Annotated in this window: 18 protein-coding genes; 9 read left to right on the top strand and 9 right to left on the bottom strand. The window is 40.5% G+C overall.

Translation table 11 applies throughout. From position 1 onward, the window contains the following. Window positions 1-39: 39 nt before the first annotated feature. Window positions 40-648 (bottom strand): PilZ domain-containing protein, encoded by a 609-nt coding sequence (locus tag L641_RS0105750; RefSeq protein ID WP_024601385.1) that lies wholly within the window; start codon window positions 646-648, stop codon window positions 40-42. A 300-nt stretch (window positions 649-948) separates the two neighbouring features. On the opposite strand from L641_RS0105750, the gene L641_RS0105755 reads away from it, so the two are divergent. From L641_RS0105755 to L641_RS0105765, 3 genes are read left to right on the top strand one after another with little or no spacing between them, the layout of a single operon-like run. Continuing rightward, window positions 949-1,506 (top strand): sigma-70 family RNA polymerase sigma factor, encoded by a 558-nt coding sequence (locus tag L641_RS0105755; protein WP_013464680.1) that lies wholly within the window; start codon window positions 949-951, stop codon window positions 1,504-1,506. Further along, window positions 1,503-2,579 carry a FecR domain-containing protein gene (locus L641_RS0105760; protein ID WP_024601386.1) on the top strand — a complete coding sequence of 359 codons (1,077 nt, stop codon included), beginning with the start codon at window positions 1,503-1,505 and terminating at the stop codon, window positions 2,577-2,579. Before L641_RS0105755 ends, L641_RS0105760 begins: the two co-directional genes overlap by 4 nt. A gap of 9 nt (window positions 2,580-2,588) precedes the next feature. Then, entirely contained in the window at window positions 2,589-5,621 is a 3,033-nt protein-coding gene (locus L641_RS0105765; RefSeq protein ID WP_024601387.1) for a TonB-dependent receptor, read from the top strand. Between the two features lie 331 nt (window positions 5,622-5,952). Here L641_RS0105765 and L641_RS0105770 read toward each other — a convergent pair whose 3' ends face one another. The 6 genes from L641_RS0105770 to L641_RS0105795 form a co-directional block, all read right to left on the bottom strand. Next, complete coding sequence (locus L641_RS0105770; protein ID WP_024601388.1) at window positions 5,953-6,396, bottom strand: PA2169 family four-helix-bundle protein; 444 nt, start codon at window positions 6,394-6,396, stop codon at window positions 5,953-5,955. Window positions 6,397-6,568: 172 nt separating this feature from the next. Beyond that, a complete protein-coding gene (locus L641_RS0105775; RefSeq protein WP_024601389.1) occupies window positions 6,569-7,507 on the bottom strand; it encodes a LysR family transcriptional regulator in 939 nt (312 codons plus the stop codon). 16 nt (window positions 7,508-7,523) lie between these two features. Next, window positions 7,524-9,242: a bifunctional isocitrate dehydrogenase kinase/phosphatase gene (gene aceK / locus L641_RS0105780; protein WP_013464685.1), complete on the bottom strand. Its 1,719-nt coding sequence runs from the start codon at window positions 9,240-9,242 to the stop codon at window positions 7,524-7,526. Between the two features lie 192 nt (window positions 9,243-9,434). Then, complete coding sequence (locus L641_RS0105785) at window positions 9,435-9,917, bottom strand: DUF4124 domain-containing protein (protein ID WP_024601390.1); 483 nt, start codon at window positions 9,915-9,917, stop codon at window positions 9,435-9,437. Between the two features lie 145 nt (window positions 9,918-10,062). Then, on the bottom strand, window positions 10,063-11,559 hold the full coding sequence (locus L641_RS0105790) for a DUF3413 domain-containing protein (RefSeq protein ID WP_024601391.1): 1,497 nt from the start codon (window positions 11,557-11,559) through the stop codon (window positions 10,063-10,065). A 5-nt stretch (window positions 11,560-11,564) separates the two neighbouring features. Next, window positions 11,565-11,777: a DUF1414 domain-containing protein gene (locus L641_RS0105795; protein ID WP_008109847.1), complete on the bottom strand. Its 213-nt coding sequence runs from the start codon at window positions 11,775-11,777 to the stop codon at window positions 11,565-11,567. Between the two features lie 63 nt (window positions 11,778-11,840). On the opposite strand from L641_RS0105795, the gene yejK reads away from it, so the two are divergent. After that, window positions 11,841-12,857 (top strand): nucleoid-associated protein YejK, encoded by a 1,017-nt coding sequence (yejK, locus tag L641_RS0105800; protein ID WP_024601392.1) that lies wholly within the window; start codon window positions 11,841-11,843, stop codon window positions 12,855-12,857. Between the two features lie 883 nt (window positions 12,858-13,740). On the opposite strand, the gene rne is transcribed toward yejK, so the two are convergent. Further along, the gene (gene rne / locus L641_RS0105805; protein ID WP_024601393.1) at window positions 13,741-16,935 is read right to left on the bottom strand and encodes a ribonuclease E; all 3,195 of its coding nucleotides are present in this window, start codon (window positions 16,933-16,935) and stop codon (window positions 13,741-13,743) included. A 770-nt stretch (window positions 16,936-17,705) separates the two neighbouring features. On the opposite strand from rne, the gene rluC reads away from it, so the two are divergent. Then, window positions 17,706-18,665, top strand: a complete 960-nt coding sequence (gene rluC, locus L641_RS0105810; protein WP_024601394.1) for a 23S rRNA pseudouridine(955/2504/2580) synthase RluC — start codon at window positions 17,706-17,708, stop codon at window positions 18,663-18,665. Between the two features lie 11 nt (window positions 18,666-18,676). After that, complete coding sequence (locus tag L641_RS0105815; RefSeq protein ID WP_029750333.1) at window positions 18,677-19,321, top strand: HAD-IA family hydrolase; 645 nt, start codon at window positions 18,677-18,679, stop codon at window positions 19,319-19,321. A gap of 4 nt (window positions 19,322-19,325) precedes the next feature. Here the strand turns inward: L641_RS0105815 and L641_RS0105820 are convergent, their stop codons facing one another. Then, entirely contained in the window at window positions 19,326-19,931 is a 606-nt protein-coding gene (locus L641_RS0105820) for a Maf family protein (protein WP_024601396.1), read from the bottom strand. Between the two features lie 131 nt (window positions 19,932-20,062). Between L641_RS0105820 and yceD the strand changes: the two genes are divergently transcribed. The 3 genes from yceD to plsX are packed head-to-tail and all read left to right on the top strand — an operon-like array spanning window position 20,063 to window position 21,817. After that, on the top strand, window positions 20,063-20,587 hold the full coding sequence (yceD, locus tag L641_RS0105825) for a 23S rRNA accumulation protein YceD (RefSeq protein WP_008109862.1): 525 nt from the start codon (window positions 20,063-20,065) through the stop codon (window positions 20,585-20,587). A 9-nt stretch (window positions 20,588-20,596) separates the two neighbouring features. Next, complete coding sequence (gene rpmF / locus L641_RS0105830) at window positions 20,597-20,767, top strand: 50S ribosomal protein L32 (RefSeq protein ID WP_008109865.1); 171 nt, start codon at window positions 20,597-20,599, stop codon at window positions 20,765-20,767. Between the two features lie 12 nt (window positions 20,768-20,779). Beyond that, window positions 20,780-21,817, top strand: a complete 1,038-nt coding sequence (gene plsX / locus L641_RS0105835) for a phosphate acyltransferase PlsX (protein WP_024601397.1) — start codon at window positions 20,780-20,782, stop codon at window positions 21,815-21,817. Window positions 21,818-21,828 lie beyond the last annotated feature (11 nt).

The raw sequence follows: 21,828 nt of genomic DNA on the forward strand, positions 1-21,828 counted from the left end.
GGCTCACAATTTTAAAGCGATTTGAGAAGTAAATAAACGCTAGCTTTTATCGTTTGTACTCTCTTTGGCTTTTTCAAGTTGCTGGCGCTTTTTAAGCTGGCGAGTTTGCGCATGTAAGCTGGCTCTTACAACCAGCTCTTGGTCGCTGTCTCTTATTGATACAAATAACAGAGTATATTGGTAGTGCTCATTATCCTGTTTTTCAATGGCAACCACTTCGCTATAACAATACACTGCAGAGGCCTCGTGTTGTAAAAAAAGTTTAGTACGAAACTTTTGCCCTAATGTATACAAATGTTCACTGGTAAACTTAATGCCGCCACCGCCGTAACTGTCGCAATAGATAGAGTTATCTTCTGGTTGTTCAGAGGCTAAAATATGACTCATGATCAAATCTATTTTGCGCGACTGAGCTTGTAAAAAAGTAGTTAGTTCTTGGGCAATATCACCTAAATTACGCAATGGGCCTAAGGCGCTTTGCTCTAAACTGCTTACTTCGTTAGCAAGTTTAAATAAAGGCGGAATATCAGCCTCAAGTTCAGCTAAGCTTTTTGGCACAGCCGAATCATCTACGGCAAACAGATTGACGCGATTACTTTCATCAATTTGAAAATAAAGCTCAAAATCTGATAATTTTTGATTATTCATATGTAACTCCTATCCGTTAATAGTAGCGTTGCGACTACTAAATTACTACACAACACGCCAATAAAATTAAGCTAAATATCTGTTTGCCCTCATTATAAAAAGCCAAATCAACTAAAATTGCGCTAACTTTCAATATTTACCAAACAGGCATAATGATTAAAAAAGTTTTAAAAGGTAATACGTTTACATTGCACTATGTATGTTAGCAACTAATAAATAACCAATAATTAACAAAACTCCTTGTAATTAGCCCTAAAACTCGTAATCTTACGGTAATAATAATAACAAGGGACTACCCACGTGGCTCGAGGACTTAAATTAGCCAGTACATTCTCAGACATATCCACGCAACTGCGGCGTTTCGTGTCTAAAATTGTGTTGCCTGACGATGTTGATGATATTGTTCAAGAAACCTTTGTTAAAAGTTATGAAGCCGAATTAAAGCAAGATATTCAATACACCCGTAGTTACATGTTAAAAACAGCTAAACACCTAGCACTTAATCATATAGCTAAATGGGATAATAAATTTAGCACCCCTTTAAATCACGAAACTGAACTCCCCAAATTGCTTAAATCAATGCAATTAGAAGACGAATACACCTCTAAAGAGCGTTTTTTATTATTTTGTCGGGCGACTGAGCAATTAAGTCCTGTTGTAAGAAAGTGCTTTATTTTAAAAAAAGTCTATGGGATGAGCCAAAAAGAGATCGCACAGCAAATGCAGCTAAGTCAAAGTACGGTAGAAAAACATATTGCCAAAGGGTTATTAAATACCATGCTATATATGCGCGAACAGTCACACGATGAGAGCGACCATTGCCAACAAAGTGCGGACATAATGAGGGCAGCAAAATGAATAACATCCATCAATTTACCTCAAAAGAATTAATATTAGAAAAAGCATCGCAATGGATCAGTGCTATTGACCGTGGCCTTACAAAAGAAGAGCAAGAACAATTTAAACTGTGGATGCTACAAAGTACTGCTCATCAAAATGCGGTGTATGAATTAGCTCAGCTTTGGGATGACCTGAGTGTACTTAACGAACTCAGCGTATTATTTCCAAATAAACAACCGGCTAATAGCAAAACAAAGCCTGCGTATGTATTTGGCATGGCAGCAAGTATTGTTGCTGCATTAATGATGTGCAGCTATTTATTGCTAAATATAGATAGCAATTTCAACAAAAATTTAGCCAAGGTAAATTATACAAAAATTTATAAAACAAAAGTTGGCGAGCAAGCAACCTATGTTTTACCAGATGGCACAATTGTACAACTTAATACCAATAGCTCATTGGAAGTCGCTTATAGCCAAGGCCGTAGGCAATTGTTACTAAGTCGTGGCGAGGGGCGTTTTAATGTTGCTAAAGATGCATCACGCCCATTCAGCGTGATGGCCGGTGATAAAAGCTTTACCGCTCTCGGTACTGTATTTAATGTGCAGCGCAATACTTCGTCAGATCTCGAGCTGGTTGTTACTGAGGGTAAAGTGATGATCACCGATCCTAGCGTTGCTGTTAATGCTGATGATTTTAAAGCGTATCAACAAGCTGATAATAACAATCATGAAATTCGTCAAATTAATGCCAATATTGTGATTTCCGGTGAAAAAGCCATTATTGAACAAAGCGTTACCAAACCAATCACACAGTTATCGGTTGATGATGTACAGCGTGACTTAGCTTGGCAAAATGGCATGTTGATATTTAATGGTGAGCAACTGGTTGATGCCTTAAACGAAGTCAGCCGTTATACCGCTACGCGATTTGAACTATCATCTGATGAGTTAGCGCGCATAAAAGTGGCCGGTGTCTTTAAAGCGGGTGATGTGGCAGGCCTGTTAGAGAGCTTACAAAATAATTTTTCGATTGAACATGAACGTTTAGGCGAGCATGTTGTTAGCCTAAAATATCAAAAAAAATCATAGGTAATCGTAATGAAAATCACACCATTGCTAATCAATGTTGCTCATAAGGGTGTAAAAAGTAATTTAAAGATTAAAAAAATGATAAAAAACTATAGAGGATTTTTGTTTGCTAACTGTTTATATAAGTTGCGCAGTAACCATACGTGCCATTTAACTCAATTTGGCCTTGTTGCACCGCTGTTTTTAAGTATCAGTGTGTATGCAAGTCAAACCGAGGGGCAAATGATGCAATTTGATATAAAAGCGCAACGAGCAGACAAAGCCTTAATAGAATTTGCTAAGCAAACAGAACAAACTGTGGTTTTTTCGTATGAACTTGCCAAGCAATACGAAGCAAATTCGTTGTATGGATTTTATTCTCAACTTGATGCACTAAAAGCATTACTGGCTGAGACACAGCTCGATGCGGTTGTTGATCAAAATGGTTTACTGAGTATTAAACTCAAACAAATCAATAGGAAAGATAACAACATGATGAAGCTTTCAGGAGTTAGTGCAGCTGTATTACCTGCTTTACTTGCAGTTAATTCACAAGGAATCAATGCCGCTGAACAAAGCGCAGAACAAAACATCGAAAAAATTGCTATTGTAGGTAGTCGTGTGGCAGGGCGCTCAGTTGAAGACTTACCTGTCCCCGTTGATATTTTAAGTGCAGAAGCACTCGAAAATACCGGCCAAACAGAAGTTGGCCGCATGCTTCAAGCTATTGCACCTTCTTTTAACTTTTCAAGTTCATCTATCAGTGATGGTACTGACGCATTAAGACCAGCAACGCTACGTGGCCTAGGGCCAGATCAAACGTTGGTATTGATCAATGGTAAGCGTCGTCACCAAGCCAGTATTATTCACATTAATACTTCGGTGGGGCGTGGTACGGCGGGTACCGATATGAACGCTATTCCAGCCTCAGCAATTAAACGTATTGAAGTACTGCGTGATGGCGCTGCGGCTCAATATGGTTCTGATGCAATTGCCGGTGTTATAAATATTGTGCTCAAAGATGGCAGCGAAGGTGGTAAAGCCGCTATTAACTACGGTGAGTATTCAGAAGGTGATGGCGAAACTGTTAACATCGACTTTAATAAAGGCTTTGCTTTAGGTGACAATGGTTATTTAAATACAACTATAAACTACCGTGACCGCGCACCAACTAACCGTGCAGGGCTTCATGGTTCATGTCAATTTTATGGTTGTACTGAGCTCAGTGACGGCACGTTACTGGCAGGCGACCCGCGTGAACTAACCGCGCCACGCGATACATTTAGAATTGGCGATGCCGACTCTCAACAATTTGGTTTAACGGTTAACACCGGCTACGAATTAGGAGCGGGTGAACTATACGGTTTTATTACCTACTCAACGCGTGATAACGAATCAGCAGCATTTTTCCGTCATAATGCCAATGCCGGTGGTAACCCAGTATTACAAGATGGTGATGCGACAGTTCCGGCTGGCTTTTTACCAAAAATAAACACTACGATTGACGATATTTCATATAACTTTGGTTATAAAACGCAGTTTGATAACGACTCAAGCTTAGACTTATCGTACACCTATGGTGAAAACAGCATTGATTACACCACTAGCGATACGATTAATGCCTCTTATGCCAACTTCTTACGTTACGACCAAGGCTTGAGCGCCGCAGATATTCGCGCCACTATTCCACGTGAAGGTTACGCGTATGGTATGGAGTTATCACTGCAAACGATTAATCTTGATTTTACTCAAAATTTTGATGATTACTCATTAGCAATGGGCGCAGAAATACGCACCGATGAGTACCGTATTTTAGAGGGCAGCAAATACGCATACCGCGATTACGATACCAACAATGGTGTTAATATTTATGATGGACTGAGCGGTGGTATTGGTAGCGAAAATGCATCAGGTGGCACACAAGGCTTTGGTGGTTCATCGCCAGCATCGTCGGTTGATGAGTCGCGCGATGTGATCTCGTTTTACTTAGACGCTGAAGCTTACGTTATTGAAGATGTGATTATCTCAGGGGCGTTACGTTACGATAATTACAAAGGATTTGGCGATACAGTTAACTTTAAACTCGCGGGTAACTGGTCACTAACCGAAGATATTTCACTTCGTGGTGCATTAAGCTCAGGATTTAGAGCGCCTTCAATGCAGCAGTTGTACTTTAACAATATTAGCACGCAGTTTGTTGTTGGTCCTGATGGCTATTTAGTGGCTGAAGAAGTGGGCACGTTTAGAAACGATTCAACACTGGCGCAAAGTTTAGGTATTCCTAAGTTAACAGAAGAGAAATCACAAAACCGCAGTTTAGGTATTGTTTATAATGTAAGCGATAATATTAATGTAACGCTTGATTACTACTCAATCGATATTGACGACCGTATTGTAATTAGTAATCGCTTAGGCAAAGGTTTATCAAACAGTCTTGATGCCGCGTTATTGAGCTCGGATGCTGGTGCAGGACAGTTTTTCTTAAATGGGGCTGACACAGAAACGCAAGGTATCGACTTTGTAGCTACATGGAATACAGAAGGCCTAGGCGGCACGCTTGATTTTACATTAGCGGCCAACTTTACCGAAACCGATGTGGTGTCGTTATTTACACCTGCAGGCTCTGGTCTTGAAACCGTGCCAGTCGATGATGTGTTTTCTGATCAAGAAATTTCTATCATTGAAGAATGGCAACCAGAAGATCGCATTAACTTAAGTGCGCTTTATCGCCGTGACGATTGGACTGTTAATTTATCACTTAATCGTTTTGGTGAGTACACAGTTGAAGATGGCGGTCGCCAGACTTACGGTGCTGAAATTTTAACTGACATTAAAGTTAATTACTTTGTAACTGATAATTTATCGGTAAACATTGGCGCAAATAACTTATTTGATGTTTATCCAGATGAAAACACCATAGGTAATTCACGTTCAGGTACTATTGTAGATGCTCAAGGTAATACCATTGTCAGCAGTGATGGGGTATTTAAGTACTCTCGTCGTTCAGCGCCATTTGGTTTTAACGGTGCTTACTACTACGTAGGTGCAGAATACCGCTTTTAATAAGGGTCTGTTGACCTTTTTGGATTAAAATTTGTTCAAACTAGGAGCGGTTTAATCGCGGCGCGAGGTTTGTAACCTAGTGGGCTAAGTAAAAACCGAGCAACAAAGAGTAAATCGCCCCTAGGCAGAACCCTTCGGGCAGCGCCTGTTTGGTATTGATGCGGCGTTATCGCCTATTTATGGGGAATAACCACACCACATAGGCTCTGTCTTGCCTAAATACCAAACAGACTGCTGCAAATTCAACCTTAAAAGGTCAACAGACCCTAATAACTCTCCTATTGTTATTTAACAACCAAAGGGCCGTAAGGCCCTTTTATAGTTTTTAAACTTAATGTTTTTGCATTTTACTCATTTCAGCATGACAGCTTTGCATGGTAAGCAATACCTTTGACAGCGCCGCTTCACAATCATGTGATTGAGGCTTTTTTAACGCTGTTTTGATTTCTTCTAAGGTTTTATCTTCTACTTCTTCAAGCTCTTTAATGTAGGTTTGGTCGTTATCGCTAGTGAATGTACTGAGTAAAGCGGTAAATGCTCTGCGTGCTTCTACCGCGAACGAAGAGCCATCTTCACGTGCACCTTGTTGATTAATTGCATAGGGTTGTAAGCTTTCAACACTTACTTTGCGGGCGTCAATCATGCGCTGAAATAATGCACTTACGCTAGGATCTTGTACTTTATCTTGTGCTTTTTCGTAAAAGTCGATACCGCTATTCATTACTTGGATAATGTCGGTGATATGATTTATCTCTTGTCCTTGATGGGTGCTCATAATAATGACCTCTGTTAATTTTAAATATATAGATAACTAAGCAAGCGGCATTCCAACGCGGTTTTATTTTTTAACTAATTGTTTTTCATGGTTTTATTATTATGGGGAGGTCTAGGCAAGCTTGCTAACATGCTGCTAGCAAGCAAAATTTACATAAAAGCATGTAAGAAGGTTATTTAAGCTCTTCAGCTACTTCGGCTACTTTTTGACGTAACCAAATATGGCTAGCATCTCTGTGTAACAAAGGGCTCCATATCATATCAAGTTCAAATGGTGGAATAGGAAAAGGTGGCTCAAGTATTTTAAGCCCTGGATCGTCTACATAAATATTGGCCGCTTTTGAGGGTAAAGTCGCCACGAGGTTTTTTTCTTTCGCTAAATGAATCGCAACATGGTAGTTACGAGTAAAGGTGGCAATATTTCGATGCTTCCCAAAATGGGCGAGCGCTTCGTCAACCCAACCCAGCTTTTGCACATCTTTAGGATCCATGCCAACCCCAACACCAAAGCCAGTTTTACTTACCCAAATATGACGGGCTTTTAAATAGCTATCTAGGTTAAAGTTTTCAATAATAGGGTTGTCGGATCTTACTAAACAGCAAAAGCTATCTTTCCAAATTCGCTTATGATGAAACGATTGCGGTAAGTTCTCAAAGCGGTTAATTGCCATGTCTACTTTACCGTTTTCTACATCATGAAAGGTTACATCGCTGGGCGTTAAAATATCTAATGTGGTGTCTGGGGCTTCTTCATGTAATTTCCCTAACAAACGCGGTGCCATGGTACTGGCTGCATAGTCACTGGCCATAATTCTAAACACGCGTTTACTTTGTTTAGCTTCAAATTCGCGATTAGGTGCTAGCGTTTCCTCAAGCGTCATCAAAATGCCGCGAATAACAGGCTGTAACTCAATAGCGCGCTCGGTCGGCACCATACCATCGCTGGTACGCACTAAAATAGGATCGTTAAAAAGGTTACGTAGGCGTTTCAGTCCATTACTCATTGCCGGTTGAGTAATACTAAGCTGGTTAGCGGCACGAGTAACGTTACATTCGCGCAGTAATGTATCGAGATAAACCAGTAAATTTAAATCTATTTTACTTATATTCATTGTGTGTCCTTAACGTTTACCAGTAATGGATAAAACGCTGTGCTGTAGGATAGGGATAAATATGACTCACCTTTCCATTTTTTATATTTTGTTGTGCTTGTTTCCAAAAGCTCACATCAAGTAGTTCAGGGTGCGTACTGGTTAAAAATTGTTTATATGTTGGGTTAGGCATTACAAAGGTACATAATTGCTCTGGAAATACATCTTGCGGAGCAACCGAGTAACTTTGTTCATCCATCAAATAATCATCATAACTTTTTGCTTTGGGTAGTGCTCTAAAGTTCATGTCTGTTAAATATTGCACTTCATCGTAATCATAAAAAATAATACGTTTGTGCTTACTTACACCAAAGTTCTTTAACAGCATATCGCCAGGGAAAATATTCACGGCAATCATTTCTTTAAGCGCCTGGCCATACTCTTCAATGGCATCGGCGGCACTTTTTTCGTCTGCATTTTCTAAAAACAAATTAAGCGGTGTCATTCGCCGTTCAATGTATAAATGTTTTATGATTAACCAGTCACCCTCAATCACCATCGATGAGCCAATGGTTTTGTGCAACTGTGCTAACAAGTTACTATCAAATCGTGCCAAAGGAAATACGACGTTTGAATACTCTATGGTGTCAGCCATTCGGCCAACACGGTCATGACTTTTAACCAGTTGATAGCGTTTTAATACCGTATCGCGACCAAACGGCTTACTTTCGCCAAATTTATCTTTAATAACTTTAAATACATAACCAAACGAGGGTAGGGTAAATACCATCATCACCATACCCGGTGTACCGGGAGCAATGGTAAATTCGTCATTAGAATGGGTTAAATGATTCAAAAACTCGCGATAAAACTCGGTTTTACCTTGTTTATGAAAGCCTATGGCGTTGTAAAGCTCGGCGAGGGTTTTATTAGGCATAAGTTGATTTAAAAACCGCACTAACGCTGAAGGAGCATGAGTTTCTACCATAAAATAGGCACGCGCAAAGCCAAAAATAACGCGCATTTGTGACGACTTTGTAAGTAAGGCATCTAAATAGAGGCCTTTATCTTCATGGTGTAACACGGCAATAATAAAAGGCTGAACGCCACTTTGTGATACAACGCGCCCCACAATGTAAGCGGCTTTATTACGATAAAACGGGGTATGTAATATATCAAAACGCATTTGCCAATGCTGGTGGTGTGTATCGGGTGCTTGTTTATAAAAGGCTTTAACTAATAAACGAATATCACGTTCTAGATTGACAAAGTCGGCTTTAAAATCAAAGTGATTAATAATGCGCTTAATGGTGGGCTTTAAACCATCTACAACAGGAAAATAACTACGGTATTCAGCTTCAACAGGCACAGAAGGCGCATCTTTGAGCGTGGCTTCTACAAAAATAAAGTCATTGTGAAAATAGCGGCGGTGGTACAAGCGGCAGAATACTGAATTATAAAATGTTTCAGCAAGTTCTGCTTGCGGATGAAAACATAAAAAGTGTTGGTAAAGCTTTTTCACTTCGAGCCATAAGCTTTCGTTTAGCGCGTCTGTTTGCTGGCGTTCTCGTAGTGTTTTTGTTGTTTCGTTCACCCGATCATCATAATAGCTTATACGCAGGCGACTTATATCATTAATAGCTTGCCAGTCTCTTTTAGCAAAAGCGTAGGGAGCCTTGGCTGTCGTTCTTTGAAACAGCAAATAATGCTTTTTAAAACCGGTTAAAATTAATTCAGCAATTTGGCGTGGTTGCATCAGTACTCCTTAATAGACGCCTTTAGGTGTTTAGGATAATGCCGGTGGATACCATTTAATTTGTAAAAGCGGGTCAAAGGAAATTACACCACTAAACACACAATAGAGTTTATGCTCTATGGATGTAAAGGGTATGTTATTTTATATTTAAAACCAAGCTAATTAAGATGATATTTATTGAAGTTAGCCTGATCAAGGTTGATAGGCATCAATCTTTTTTTGTAACTTTTTAATACGCTTTTCAATCAATGCTTTATCTTTTTTATATTGCTTATCTAATGTTTTCTGTGCGTTTCTAATATCTTTGCTAATACGCTTTTTATCATCTGCGCTCAATATATGATTTAAACGCTGCTGTTGTTTAAAATCAGCCCTGTCTTTTTCTCGTAAAAGTATTGCTAACTTATGCTGATTACTGCGCAGCTCTGCTTCTAGGTTGGAAATAATCGTATCTCGTTCCAGCTCGTTTAACTGTTTGGTATAGTTTATTTCTTTACCCGTTTGCTTAGGCTCAGTGGCGATTATTGTGTGTGAGGTAGCATTATCACTACAAGGAAACTGAGAGAAAGTGGTACCTTTGGGAGTGACGCACTTAAAGTAGGTGGCTTGCGCTGAAGTATATGTACTTAAACAAAAAAGACAGGCGGTAACGATCAGGTTAATAATTTTACACATAACAGTTATCCTTAACATGCGCTACTGAGCTTAAAAACAATTGATGCTAAAAACTATAACCTAGGTTGTTGGGATAGCAAGTGCAAAGGAGTAATAACAGAAACTAAGCGAGTCAGTTTTAATGACTCGCTCGTATTATGAGGTGCTATTGAGAAAATGTTTTAAGCTTTTTAATACCATGCACTAAAAATGGAATATCAAGCCCTTGTTCAATTGAAAACCCTTCAGCGGCAGAGATATTTCTAAAATTTCCATCACGATCAATAAGCGTGATTCTATCTTTTTTGTAAGCAATCACAACGCCTTGCGAGTAATTAACCCCAATATTATTACTTTTACTGTACAAGTTTTCGCCCAGCATAGTTTGCTGCGCAATCGCATTACAGTTTAAGTATTGACCAAGGCTTGTAGCGATAATATCGCTAGGCTGAATCAAACCGTTCACCTTAGAAATAAATTTATCGGAGCTATACAATGTTGACGTGGTTACAATTTCATTGCTATCTTGCGAGATACTAAAAGCAAAAAATTCGGTGGCGTCATCACGTACAGTGGCGTTTTCAGCCCCTTTAACAATTCTTATTGCACTGTCTTTATGTGCTTGCTCGTTAATAAAGCTCAGCTCATCAATACCGGCCACTTCCACACTACGGCGTTGGCTTTGCCAAACGGGTAACGTTTGCTGCTCAATAATGTTCGTTTTGTAAAATGCTGGCAAGCCGTACACAAGCCCAAATAACATATCACTATGATCGGTGGGTTGTAAAAATTGCGTGTTTTTATAAATACTTTGTTGGCTGGCAACAAACTTTGCTAGCTGCTCGTCATTATCAAACACCAAGATATCAACTTTTGCTGCGCTGTAATCTTCACATTTTTCTAATGGAGCAGGTGCTTGATAATTAATACCTTGGTTATTAATTTTAACGTTGTGCGCTTGCTCGTAGCTTTCAACATCCAGCAAATCGTTTTTAGCGAGTAAGCTTTTTGCCGTAGTCGGGTACGAAAGCGGTAGTACATTATCTTGTTTAGTGATATCAAATTTTAAATTGGCATCAGCCCAAATATGAATGCTGTGGCTTAGCGCAAAACAAATCACTAAAAATGAACCAGCATAACGGGCAAATTTAAACTGTTTCAAACGCCCTAAATGATGCCAAGTAAAATTACTAACAGTCAATTGAAACGCTAATATTGCTAACACTATGCTGCCTGCTAGCAAGGTAGTAAGTGCGGGTGAGTTTGTTACACGATGCCACAACAGTGAAATAATTTCAGGCAGTGCAGAGGCATTTAAATGATAACCTAAGTTAAAGTAGACGTAAGCGTCTAAAGTCAGTATTGAGGCCCCGACAGTTGCAATCACTGCTGCCATACCACGTATATGCCGTGGGTAGGGGAATACTAAACTCAAAGGGAAAACCGTCAGCACAAACGCTAAAAATGCAATAAAGCTAGTGTGGCTTAGCCAAGTAACCATCATATAGGTTATACCCATATAAGTGGTCGGTGGCGAATCGGCAAATAAATAGCTTAAGCTAATTAAAAGCGCTAAGCCAATATTGGCAAATGTAAACCAATGACCCCAACTTAATAATTGACTCGCTTTCGATGAAAACTGGTTGTGCTGCGATAAATTCATAGAGTTTACTTAACCGACTGCGCGAGTGCTTTTGCAAAGTTCTCGGTAACGGCTTGTCTTTTCCCTGTTGGTACATGCTCTTTTAAGATATGCGTGATAGAATTTCCTAAACACATAAGACTTAAATCAACCGGCGCATTATGTTTTGATAAAACATCAATAAGCTGATCGACGATTTGTTCTACTTCTTCATTAGAGTATTTTGATAAGATTGGCATCAGTTGGTTCAATAAAAAGAGTTATATTCCCGTATTTTAACACCAGAGGCGTGAAAAACAAAGATGGCAATAGATGTTAAAAAATTAGTCGTTCACTATGTAGACAAAAAAGACGACGACACTCAAATTCACCTTCGTAACGACGAAATGACTATCAACGATAAAGTGGCTGTATTCATTGAGCAATTACACCATGCCTACAATGGCAAGCCAGGCAAAGGGTTTTGTGCTTTTAGTGGCGAAAAAAACAGTATTGTAGCCTCTACCATGCAAAGCTATCGCAATAATGAGCTTGGCTTTTGGCATATGACCGAGCAAGCATCAACGGTATTAAAAGAAGAGTTAGATAAATACGCCTTTAATGAAACCGGCTATTTAGTATTTTGTCATTATCAGTACGTGGCGACTGATTATATGTTGATTGCCATGATCAATATCAAAGAGCATTACTCAATGACCTCTGAGCTTGATTTAGCCGCATCGCGTCATTTAGATATTTCGCGTATGCAATTGGCTGCTCGTATTGACTTAACCGCATGGGATACCCAGGCAGACGACAATCGTTATATTTCATTTATTAAAGGTCGTGCAGGGCGTAAAGTCGCTGACTTTTTCTTAGACTTTTTAGGTTGTGAAGAGGGCATTGATCCTAAGCAGCAAAGTCAAGTGATGCTCAATGCGGTAGAAGACTACTTATCAGAGCAAGAGTTTGATAAATCTGAAAAAGACGAGTTACGTAAGCAAGTATTCGATTACTGTAAAGACTGTGTTACCACGGGTGAAGAAGCTAATGTGAGTGAACTTTCAGCAACGCTTACCAAAGGCGACGACAACCCGTTTGAAAGTTTTTGTAAAGAGCAAAGCTATGACTTAGAAGAGTCATTCCCGGTTGATAAAAAAACGGTAACCAGCATGGTTAAATTTTCAGGCTTAGGCGGGGGAGTCAGTATCAGTTTTGAGCGTAAGCATTTAGGCGAGCGTGTAACTTATAATGAATCCACTGATACGTTAGTGATCAAGGGCATTCCACCAAACCTAAAAGATCAGCTACAGCGATTTATGGAACAACAGCAAGATTAAACTCACAACGGGCTGCGAGCTACGGGTTTCGGGATCAGGCTCGTAATCCGCACCTTTTAGCCCGCTAACTTTTTTGACTCTAATCTTTGGTTTTTTAATCACAGAGAACACCGAGGCGCTGCGCGCTGCACCGAGAATACAAAACAAAACCAATACCCTGTACTTTTTAATTTCATAACATTTGTATTTAATCATTTCCTCTGTTTTCTTCTATCCTCTGTGGTAAATAAATCACTAAAATCTTATTGTCATGCTTACGGCAATTTGCGGGCTACGGGTTTCGGGATCAGGCTCGTAACCCTAACCCCGCAGCCCGTTAACTTTACCTCTATCTTCATTTTTGAACCACGGAGTACACCGAGGCGCTAAGCGCTGCACCGAGAATACAAAACAAAACCAATACCCTGTACTTTTTAATTTCATAACATCTGTATTTAATCATTTCCTCTGTTTTCTTCTATCCTCTGTGGTAAATAAATTACTAAAATCTTATTGTCATGCTTACGGCAATTTGCGAGCTACGGGTTTCGGGATCAGGTTCGAAGCCCGATCCCCGCAACCCGTTAACTTAAGATTGTAACTTTAATCTCTAAAAGCGCAGCGTCTCTTAGCCCTCTTTGTGAATAATTTTCTTAAGATCTAATTGCACTGAGAGAAGAGAATGAGGAGTAAATGAGAAGATAAAACAGGTATTAGCAGATAACTGGTAGACATAGAGCTTGATCTCGTGTGAAGCGAAGCTTCGAATGTTTTAACCTTTAACCTTTAACCTTTAACCGATTCTCGCAGCTCGAATCCCGTTGCCAGTTACATAAATGCCAGACAATAAAAAACCGCGTTAAAATTAACGCGGCTTTTTTATGCTCTTAGCTAAACTCAGTGCTTATTCAGCACTCAGCGTTTTAGTCATTGCTGAGCTTGCACGACCGGCAGGTTTTACCGAGCCAGGGCGAAGGCCGCTGTCAGGGATTAACTCACGTTTGTCATGTGCCATTGCAACCGATGTATGCTTGGTTTCGCTATCGGCTACAGGCGCAGGCTGTGCCATTGGCGCACTTGCATGTCCTGCTGTAATCACTGTTTTAGCGTTTACATTAGCTGAACTCGTTTGCGAAACTGCCTTAGGTTTATTTTCAACCACAGGTGCTTCTTTCGCTTCTACAGGTGTTTCAGTAGCGCTAACCGGTGCTGTTTCAGCTTCAACAGCAACTTCTTCAGCTGGTACTGATTCTTCAGCTTTTACTGGTTCTTCAGCTTTTACTGGTTCTTCAGCTTTTACTGGTTCTTCAGCTTTTACTGGTTCTTCAGTTTTCACTGGTTCTTCAGCTTTCACTGGTTCTTCAGCTTTCACTGGTTCTTCAGCTTTCACTGGTTCTTCAGTTTGCACTGGTTCTTCAGCTTTTACTGGTTCTTCAGCTTTCACTGGTTCTTCAGTTTTTACTGGTTCTTCAGTTTTTACTGGTTCTTCAGTTTTTACTGGTTCTTCAGCTTTTACTGGTTCTTCAGCTTTTACAGGCTCTTCAACTTTCGCTAATTCTTCTTCAACAATGTTTTGTTCAACTGCATCAGAGGCATCAACGGCCGTTTTATGTGCTTTTGCTTTTAGCTCTGCTTCGTATTCAGCAGCGGCTTGATCCGCAACTGGAATGAAAGCAGGCGCTTCATCAGACTTCTCTTGCGTGCCTTCACCTTCAGGACGACGACGACGTTGGCCAGATGCACGAAGATGACGCGGTGAACGACGTGAGCGAGTACGTGTTTGCTCTTGCTCTTCATCTTGTGTTGCCACGTTATCGTTTGCATCAACAACAGCCTCAGCTTGTTCTTTAGCAGGTACAGGTGCTTTTTCATCAGATACCGGCGCTTGCTTTTCAACAACAGGAGCTTGCTCTTTCACTTGTGGCTTGTCTTCTTTAACCACTGGTTGCTCAACAGCTTGCTCAGTTGTTTGAACTTGCTCTGTGCTTTCGTCTTGTACGCGAACTTTTTTACGTAAATTACGACGTTGACGACGTACCTTAGGCTTTTGCTCTTTTGGCTCAGCATTCTTATCAGATTTAACTGCAGTATCCGCTTTTTGAGTTGCTTCTGCTTTTACTTGCGTTTTATCTTCTGTTTTATGCTCAGGACGTTTACGCGTATTTGAATTACGACGGCGCTTATTGCGATTCTCATTCTTTTCTTGCGTATCGCTTACAGGTGCTGACTCATTTTTAGTTTCAGAATCTGTATTACGTTCGTTGCGTGGTTTATTACGTGGGTTATTATTGCGACGACGTTGGTTGTTACGACGACGATTATCATTGCCACGGTTGTTATTGGTACGCTCTTGAGATTTCTTCTCAGAAGACTCTTGTGTTGTTTGCTCATTTTCATTTGCAAATAACGACTTAATCCATTTACCTAATGCGGCAAATAAACCAATTTCAGCTTTTGCTTCTACTACCGGCGCAGCTTTTGCTGCCGCTTGTGGAGCAGGCGTTGAAGGCATAACGACGCCTTTAAGCTTCGGCTCTTCACGAACAGGTGCCGCTGGCGATTTAGACATTTCAAATGCTTCAGGCTCAGGCGCAACAACTTGCTCGTAGCTTACAGTTTCAAGCGTTTCATCTTTACGTAAACGCATTACTTCGTAGTGAGGTGTTTCCATGTGTTGATTAGGAATAATCACTACATCACATTTATGATGCTTTTCAATACGGTGAACGCTACGACGTTGCTCATTTAATAAATAAGCGGCAACAGCAACAGGCACTTGAGCATTAACTTGAGCGGTGTTGTCTTTAATCGCTTCTTCTTCAATTAAACGAAGAATAGACAATGCGATTGATTCGTTAGAACGAATTGTACCTTGACCACTACAACGTGGACAAACACCTTGGCTTGCTTCGCCTAGTGAAGGGCGTAGGCGTTGGCGCGACATTTCAAGTAAGCCAAAGCGAGAAATTTTACCAATTTGTACGCGCGCACGATCTGGGCGAGCAGCATCTTTTAAGCGGTTTTCTACTTCACGTTGATGACGTGGAGGTGTCATATCAATAAAGTCGATAACAATTAAGCCACCTAAATCACGTAAACGAAGTTGACGTGCAATTTCATCTGCCGCTTCTAGGTTGGTGTTAAGCGCTGTTTCTTCAATATCGCCGCCTTTTGTTGCTTTAGACGAGTTGATATCGATAGAGGTAAGTGCTTCAGTAGGGTCAATTACAATTGAGCCACCTGAAGGTAAGCGCACTTCACGTTGGAACGCAGACTCAATTTGGCTTTCAATTTGGTAATGTGTAAATAACGGTGTATCACCTTGATAAAGCTTAACGCGACTCATGAAATCAGGACGAAAACGCTCTATGTGCGCTTTAGCTTCTTCAAAAACACGAGGCTTATCAATTAAAATTTCGCCAATGTCACGACGTAAATAATCGCGAATTGCACGGAAAATTACGTTACTTTCTTGGTGAATTAAAAATGGTGCTTTTGCACTGTCTGCCGCTTGTTGAATGGCTTCCCAGTGGACTAATAATGCTTTTAAATCGTAGTTTAGTTCTTCAAACGACTTACCAACACCCGCGGTACGAACAATTAAGCCCATACCTTTTGGAAGTTCTAAGCGGCTTAGCGACTCTTTAAGTTCAGTTCGCTCATCACCTTCGATACGGCGAGAAATACCGCCAGCGCGAGGGTTGTTAGGCATAAGCACTAAATAACTACCGGCCACGCTGATAAAGGTAGTCAGTGCTGCCCCTTTTTGGCCGCGCTCTTCTTTATCAACTTGTACAATAACTTCTTGACCTTCTTTGATCACGTCGCGAATATTCGGACGACCATGAAAGGTGTAACCTTGCGGGAAGTAAGTACGGGCAATTTCTTTTAAAGGAAGGAAACCATGACGATCAGCACCGTAATCAACAAATGCTGCTTCTAAAGATGGTTCAATACGTGTGATTTTACCTTTGTAAATATTGGCTTTTTTCTGTTCGTGACCTGGGCTTTCTATATCTAAATCATATAGGCGCTGGCCGTCAACCAGTGCTACGCGCATTTCTTCTTGCTGCGTTGCATTGATTAGCATACGTTTCATAATGTTACTCTACTAGTTTATGTCGCTGACATGACGATGTTTTCTCGCCTGTTCAGGTGTTCCTATTTTTAGAATGTGCAGCCTCACGACTGGGTCTTTAACGGAACGGCTCTGTATTTAGTAAGCAGTATTTTAAATGCCGGCAAACAATAGGGTGTAATCACGCTATTAAATTCTAAGGAGATACAAACGTGTCGGCTGTTTAGCTCAATACTCGTTTTATCCAGAAGTTGGCCTGTCATAACAATCTTATTAAATGCATTCATATTAGGTGCGTAGGGCTCTTTAGCTTCAAACCATAGTTTCGTTTTTAAAACTACCGTTATCGTTTTTATGAGCAAAAATCGCTACCGATGTTAATGAACGCTTATTTATTAGATTTTTTTAGTTCTAAATAAGCTGCTGTACGGTACTACAATATTTGAGCGAATTCTGAACGGCGTTTTTTTACGCCGCCACTATCAGACAAATTATCTGTTCATTGCTTTTACTATCACTTTAAAAATCAATTCATGTTCAAACTTAAGCAGCAATATATTACGCGCATTGCCGTTAGTTGTGCGCACGTGTTAACTGGGTATGTATAAAAGCTTTGGAAAACTTAACTCGGATCTGTATGATCGGTTACCCAGAATGTGCATCACGAATGTTTTGTTGTGTTAAAAAGCACCGTTGTTATTTGCAAATACTAAATATTTGCGCTGCTGATTATCCCACTATTATAACCGTGTTAGCAACTAAATTATTTTACTTAAATCAGTGATTAGGCAATGTCAGAAAAAACCGGCTTACAAGTAACTTTTGTCACTATCAACGAAGACCACCTAGGTCAGCGTATTGATAACTTTCTTATTACCCATTTAAAAGGGGTGCCTAAAAGCGCAGTTTACAAAATTCTTCGTAAGGGTGAGGTGCGTGTAAATAAAAAACGTATTAAGCCTGTGTATAAATTGCAGCTAGACGACGTTATTCGTATACCACCAATCAGAGTGTCAGAGCGTGAAGAGTTCGTACCGTCAAAACTCGATAAAGTAACGCGTCTCGAAGACGATATTCTATTTGAAGACAAATACCTGATGGTTATTAACAAGCCATCGGGTATGGCTGTGCATGGCGGCAGTGGTCTAAGCTATGGCCTTATTGAAGCATTACGTGTTTTACGCCCAGAAGAGCGCAGCCTTGAGCTTGTGCATCGTTTAGACCGTGATACATCAGGTTGTTTACTCATTGCTAAGCGCCGCTCTGTACTGACTGCGTTGCATGAGCAATTACGCGAAAAAACCATGGAAAAAAATTATTGGGCACTTGTTGAGGGTCAATGGGACTCTAAAACAAAAAATGTGACTGAAGGCTTGCGCAAAAATACCCTTAAATCGGGTGAGCGCGTAGTACGTGTTGATAACACTGAGGGCAAACCGTCGCATACCCGCTTTAAAGTGCTTGAGCGTTTTAACGATTGCTCATTAGTACAAGCATCCCCTGTAACCGGTCGTACTCACCAAATTCGTGTGCATACTCAGTGTCAAGGCCACGCTATTGCCTGTGATGACAAATATGGCGATCAAGGGTTTGACGAGTCAATGCGTAAACGTGGTTTAAATCGTTTATTTTTACACGCCCATAATTTAAGTTTTTACCACCCTAAAAACGAAACCACTATGCGAGTAGAAGCACCGCTTGATAAAGCACTATCAAGTTGTTTAGTTAAACTTAGAGCAGCAAAAGCGTGATCTCACCCACCATGAAAAACTACAAGCTGGTGATTTTTGATTGGGACGGCACCATTATGGATTCAATTAGCAAAATAGTTAATTGTATCCGCAAAAGTGCACAGTTACTCAATATTGAACCGCCGAGCGATACTGCCAGTAAAAATATTATTGGCTTGTCGCTTGAAAACGCAATCGCAACTTTGTTCCCTGATTACAGTGAGCATCACGAAGCGCTTATTGCAGGGTATAAACAGCAATATGCACTTGATACCACCCCAACACAGGTGTTTGATCACGTTGCACAGGTACTCACTGCGTTAAAAAATCAAGGCATAATATTGGCGGTTGCCACAGGTAAAAGTCGGGTAGGGTTGGAGCGTTTATTGGATGAGAGCCAGCTGCGTCACTTTTTTAGTGCTACGCGTACCAGCGACGACGCTAAATCAAAACCCGCTCCCGATATGCTTTATCAATTGCTTGAAGAGCTAGGGGTAAGTGTTGATGAAGCGCTAATGATAGGCGACACGCAAATAGATATGGCAATGGCAAAAGCCGCAGGTATGGATAGAATAGGGGTAACCATGGGTGTGCACAACGCTGCGCAACTCAATGAATTAACCCCGATTGCAACCGTTGACAACTATCAGCAGTTGCAAAATATATTACTCGGTTAATCAGTTAATTTGCGCTAGGCACTTGAGCTGCTAATACATCAACACCAAACTCAGCCAATAACTGGCTGAGTTTAATCAGTGGTAAACCAATTAAACTATTTGGGTCATCACCACTGAGCTTTTTAAATAAACAAATACCCAAGCCTTCACTTTTAAAACTTCCTGCACAATTATAAGGTTGCTCTGCATCGCAATAAGCACTTATTTGCGCCGTTGTTAACGTTTTAAAAGTGACATTAAAGGGCTCAACAAGGGTTTTGCTTTGCTTAGTGTCTATATCATATACACACAAGCCAGTTAAAAAAGTAACCGTTTGCCCACTAAATAAGCTGAGTTGTTTCATGGCGTTTTCTTTATTGTGTGGTTTACCTAATATTTGCTGATTAAATACAGCAACTTGATCTGAGCCAATCGCGAGACCTTGGTCAAAATGATCGACGGCTGCAGCTGCTTTTAATTCACTGAGGCGCTTAACAAGCGTGCTTGGTGTTTCGTTTTTATGCGGCGTTTCGTCAACATCTGGCGAAAACGTTTCAAACGGCAGATTAAATTTTTGTAATAAAGACTGCCTAAATGGCGAGCTTGAGGCTAATATAAGGAGGTGCTTCATGGCATGTTTTCCTAGCGTAAATCAGATTGAGTTAGGATAAATCAGATCCGTGAGTAAAACACGTGAAAAACAACGTAAAATTGGTTTTTTACTTTGACTAACTTACTAACTATCTATATGATGCAGCCCCTATGCAAAAGGTGAAAATTCCCATCACCCTTCATCCGGGCAAAGCAGCTCAGCATCGTTTAAAGTATGACGGCGTTGTACCGCTTGAGAAACTTCCTCGTTTACGAGGGGTTATCCAGGAAGAAGTAGGTGAAATAGCGGTAAAAATTCATTGCAAAAACGATGAGCAAGGTTTAGTTGTGATTAGTGGCAATTTGTCCACACACGTAACTGTAACTTGTCAACGTTGTAATGGTGATTTAGGGTTGGATTTGGATCAAGACTTTGTGTATTCGCCAGTCGGTTTGGATGCAGAGTCAGATGATCTTCCAGAAAGCTACGACGAAGTAGCACTTGATGAAAATGGTGAAATAGACGTATTTGAGCTAATCGAAGACGAACTTATTTTAGCAGTGCCATTAGTGCCTACCCACAACGAAGCTTCATGCAGTTATACAGCAGAGCCTGCCAGCTTTGGTGTTTTAAAGGCGGAAGATGATAAACCAAATCCATTTGATATTTTGAAACAACTTAAGAAAGATTCTTAGGAGAAGACTATGGCTGTACAAAAAAGCAAAAAGTCTCGTGCAAGACGCGGCATGCGCCGTTCACACGATGCGATCAGTGGTCCAACTTTAACTGTAGACCAAACATCTGGTGAGACTCATCGTCGTCACCATGTGACTGCAGATGGTTACTACAAAGGCGTTCAAGTAATTTCTAACTAAGAGATTGCTTATATGCTGACTAATCTAACCATAGCGTTAGATATGATGGGGGGCGATTATGGCCCCCGTTCATCTATCCCCGCAGCCGTTCGTGCGGTAAATGCTAATGCCAATTTAAAACTCATTTTATGTGGCAACGAGCAAGTAATAGTTAAACAATTAGAATCACTCGATTCACTTTCTCATCCTAGATTAATTATTCGCCATTGTAACGACGTTGTTACCAATGCCTGCGAACCCGCTGTTGCTGTACGCTCAAAAAAAGATTCCTCCATGCGAGTTGCCCTTGATTTAGTTAAATCGGGTGAAGCGCAAGCCTGTGTTAGCTCTGGCAATACAGGGGCGCTATTTTTTATGGCGCATTACGTATTAAAAATGCTTCCAGGGGTGAAACGTCCCGCACTTATCTCTGCTGTACCTACTGAACGTAAAAACCCCGTTTACTTACTCGATTTAGGCGCCAACGTGCATTGTGATGCACAAATGTTGTATCAGTTTGGCATTATGGGCTCTGTGGTTGCAGGTCAAGCACTTGGCTGCGATAACCCTAAAGTGAGTTTATTGAATATTGGTGCTGAAGATATAAAAGGCCACGAAGAAATTAAGCAAGCCGCACAATTAATGCAACAAAGCGAGCTGATTAATTATATTGGTTACAGTGAAGGCAGCGATATTTTTTCTGGCAAAGCCGATGTTATTGTCTGTGAAGGCTTTGTTGGCAATGTTGCACTTAAAACCTGTGAAGGCATTGCTAAACTTATCATGAAAAAGTTTACTCGTGCTCTCGAAAAGCACGTTGTTTACAAGTGTATGGCGTTTATGTTGGCGCCAATCATAAAAAAACTCTATAAAAGAGTGAACCCCGACCAGTATAACGGCGCTTCTCTGGTAGGATTGCGCGGTATTGTTGTTAAAAGCCATGGAAATGCCTCAGCTAAAGCATTTCATGCTGCAATCGACGAAGCAGTGAAAGAAGTAGAACGTCAACTTCCAGATAAAATAGCTGCTATTTTCGAAAAAACACATTCTAAAGACACGGCGGTTGAATAACAGTTAACGTG

Origin of the sequence: Pseudoalteromonas sp. TB41, from assembly GCF_000497975.1 — a bacterium.
GTDB classification, from domain to species: domain Bacteria; phylum Pseudomonadota; class Gammaproteobacteria; order Enterobacterales; family Alteromonadaceae; genus Pseudoalteromonas; species Pseudoalteromonas tetraodonis.

Coding starts and splice junctions, on each gene's coding strand:
- L641_RS0105750 (WP_024601385.1), bottom strand. CDS start 648: ATGAATAATCAAAAATTATCAGATTTTGAGCTTTATTTTCAAATTGAT.
- L641_RS0105760 (WP_024601386.1), top strand. CDS start 1,503: ATGAATAACATCCATCAATTTACCTCAAAAGAATTAATATTAGAAAAA.
- L641_RS0105765 (WP_024601387.1), top strand. CDS start 2,589: ATGAAAATCACACCATTGCTAATCAATGTTGCTCATAAGGGTGTAAAA.
- L641_RS0105770 (WP_024601388.1), bottom strand. CDS start 6,396: ATGAGCACCCATCAAGGACAAGAGATAAATCATATCACCGACATTATC.
- L641_RS0105775 (WP_024601389.1), bottom strand. CDS start 7,507: ATGAATATAAGTAAAATAGATTTAAATTTACTGGTTTATCTCGATACA.
- aceK (WP_013464685.1), bottom strand. CDS start 9,242: ATGCAACCACGCCAAATTGCTGAATTAATTTTAACCGGTTTTAAAAAG.
- L641_RS0105785 (WP_024601390.1), bottom strand. CDS start 9,917: ATGTGTAAAATTATTAACCTGATCGTTACCGCCTGTCTTTTTTGTTTA.
- L641_RS0105790 (WP_024601391.1), bottom strand. CDS start 11,559: ATGAATTTATCGCAGCACAACCAGTTTTCATCGAAAGCGAGTCAATTA.
- L641_RS0105795 (WP_008109847.1), bottom strand. CDS start 11,777: ATGCCAATCTTATCAAAATACTCTAATGAAGAAGTAGAACAAATCGTC.
- yejK (WP_024601392.1), top strand. CDS start 11,841: ATGGCAATAGATGTTAAAAAATTAGTCGTTCACTATGTAGACAAAAAA.
- rne (WP_024601393.1), bottom strand. CDS start 16,935: ATGAAACGTATGCTAATCAATGCAACGCAGCAAGAAGAAATGCGCGTA.
- rluC (WP_024601394.1), top strand. CDS start 17,706: ATGTCAGAAAAAACCGGCTTACAAGTAACTTTTGTCACTATCAACGAA.
- L641_RS0105815 (WP_029750333.1), top strand. CDS start 18,677: ATGAAAAACTACAAGCTGGTGATTTTTGATTGGGACGGCACCATTATG.
- L641_RS0105820 (WP_024601396.1), bottom strand. CDS start 19,931: ATGAAGCACCTCCTTATATTAGCCTCAAGCTCGCCATTTAGGCAGTCT.
- yceD (WP_008109862.1), top strand. CDS start 20,063: ATGCAAAAGGTGAAAATTCCCATCACCCTTCATCCGGGCAAAGCAGCT.
- rpmF (WP_008109865.1), top strand. CDS start 20,597: ATGGCTGTACAAAAAAGCAAAAAGTCTCGTGCAAGACGCGGCATGCGC.
- plsX (WP_024601397.1), top strand. CDS start 20,780: ATGCTGACTAATCTAACCATAGCGTTAGATATGATGGGGGGCGATTAT.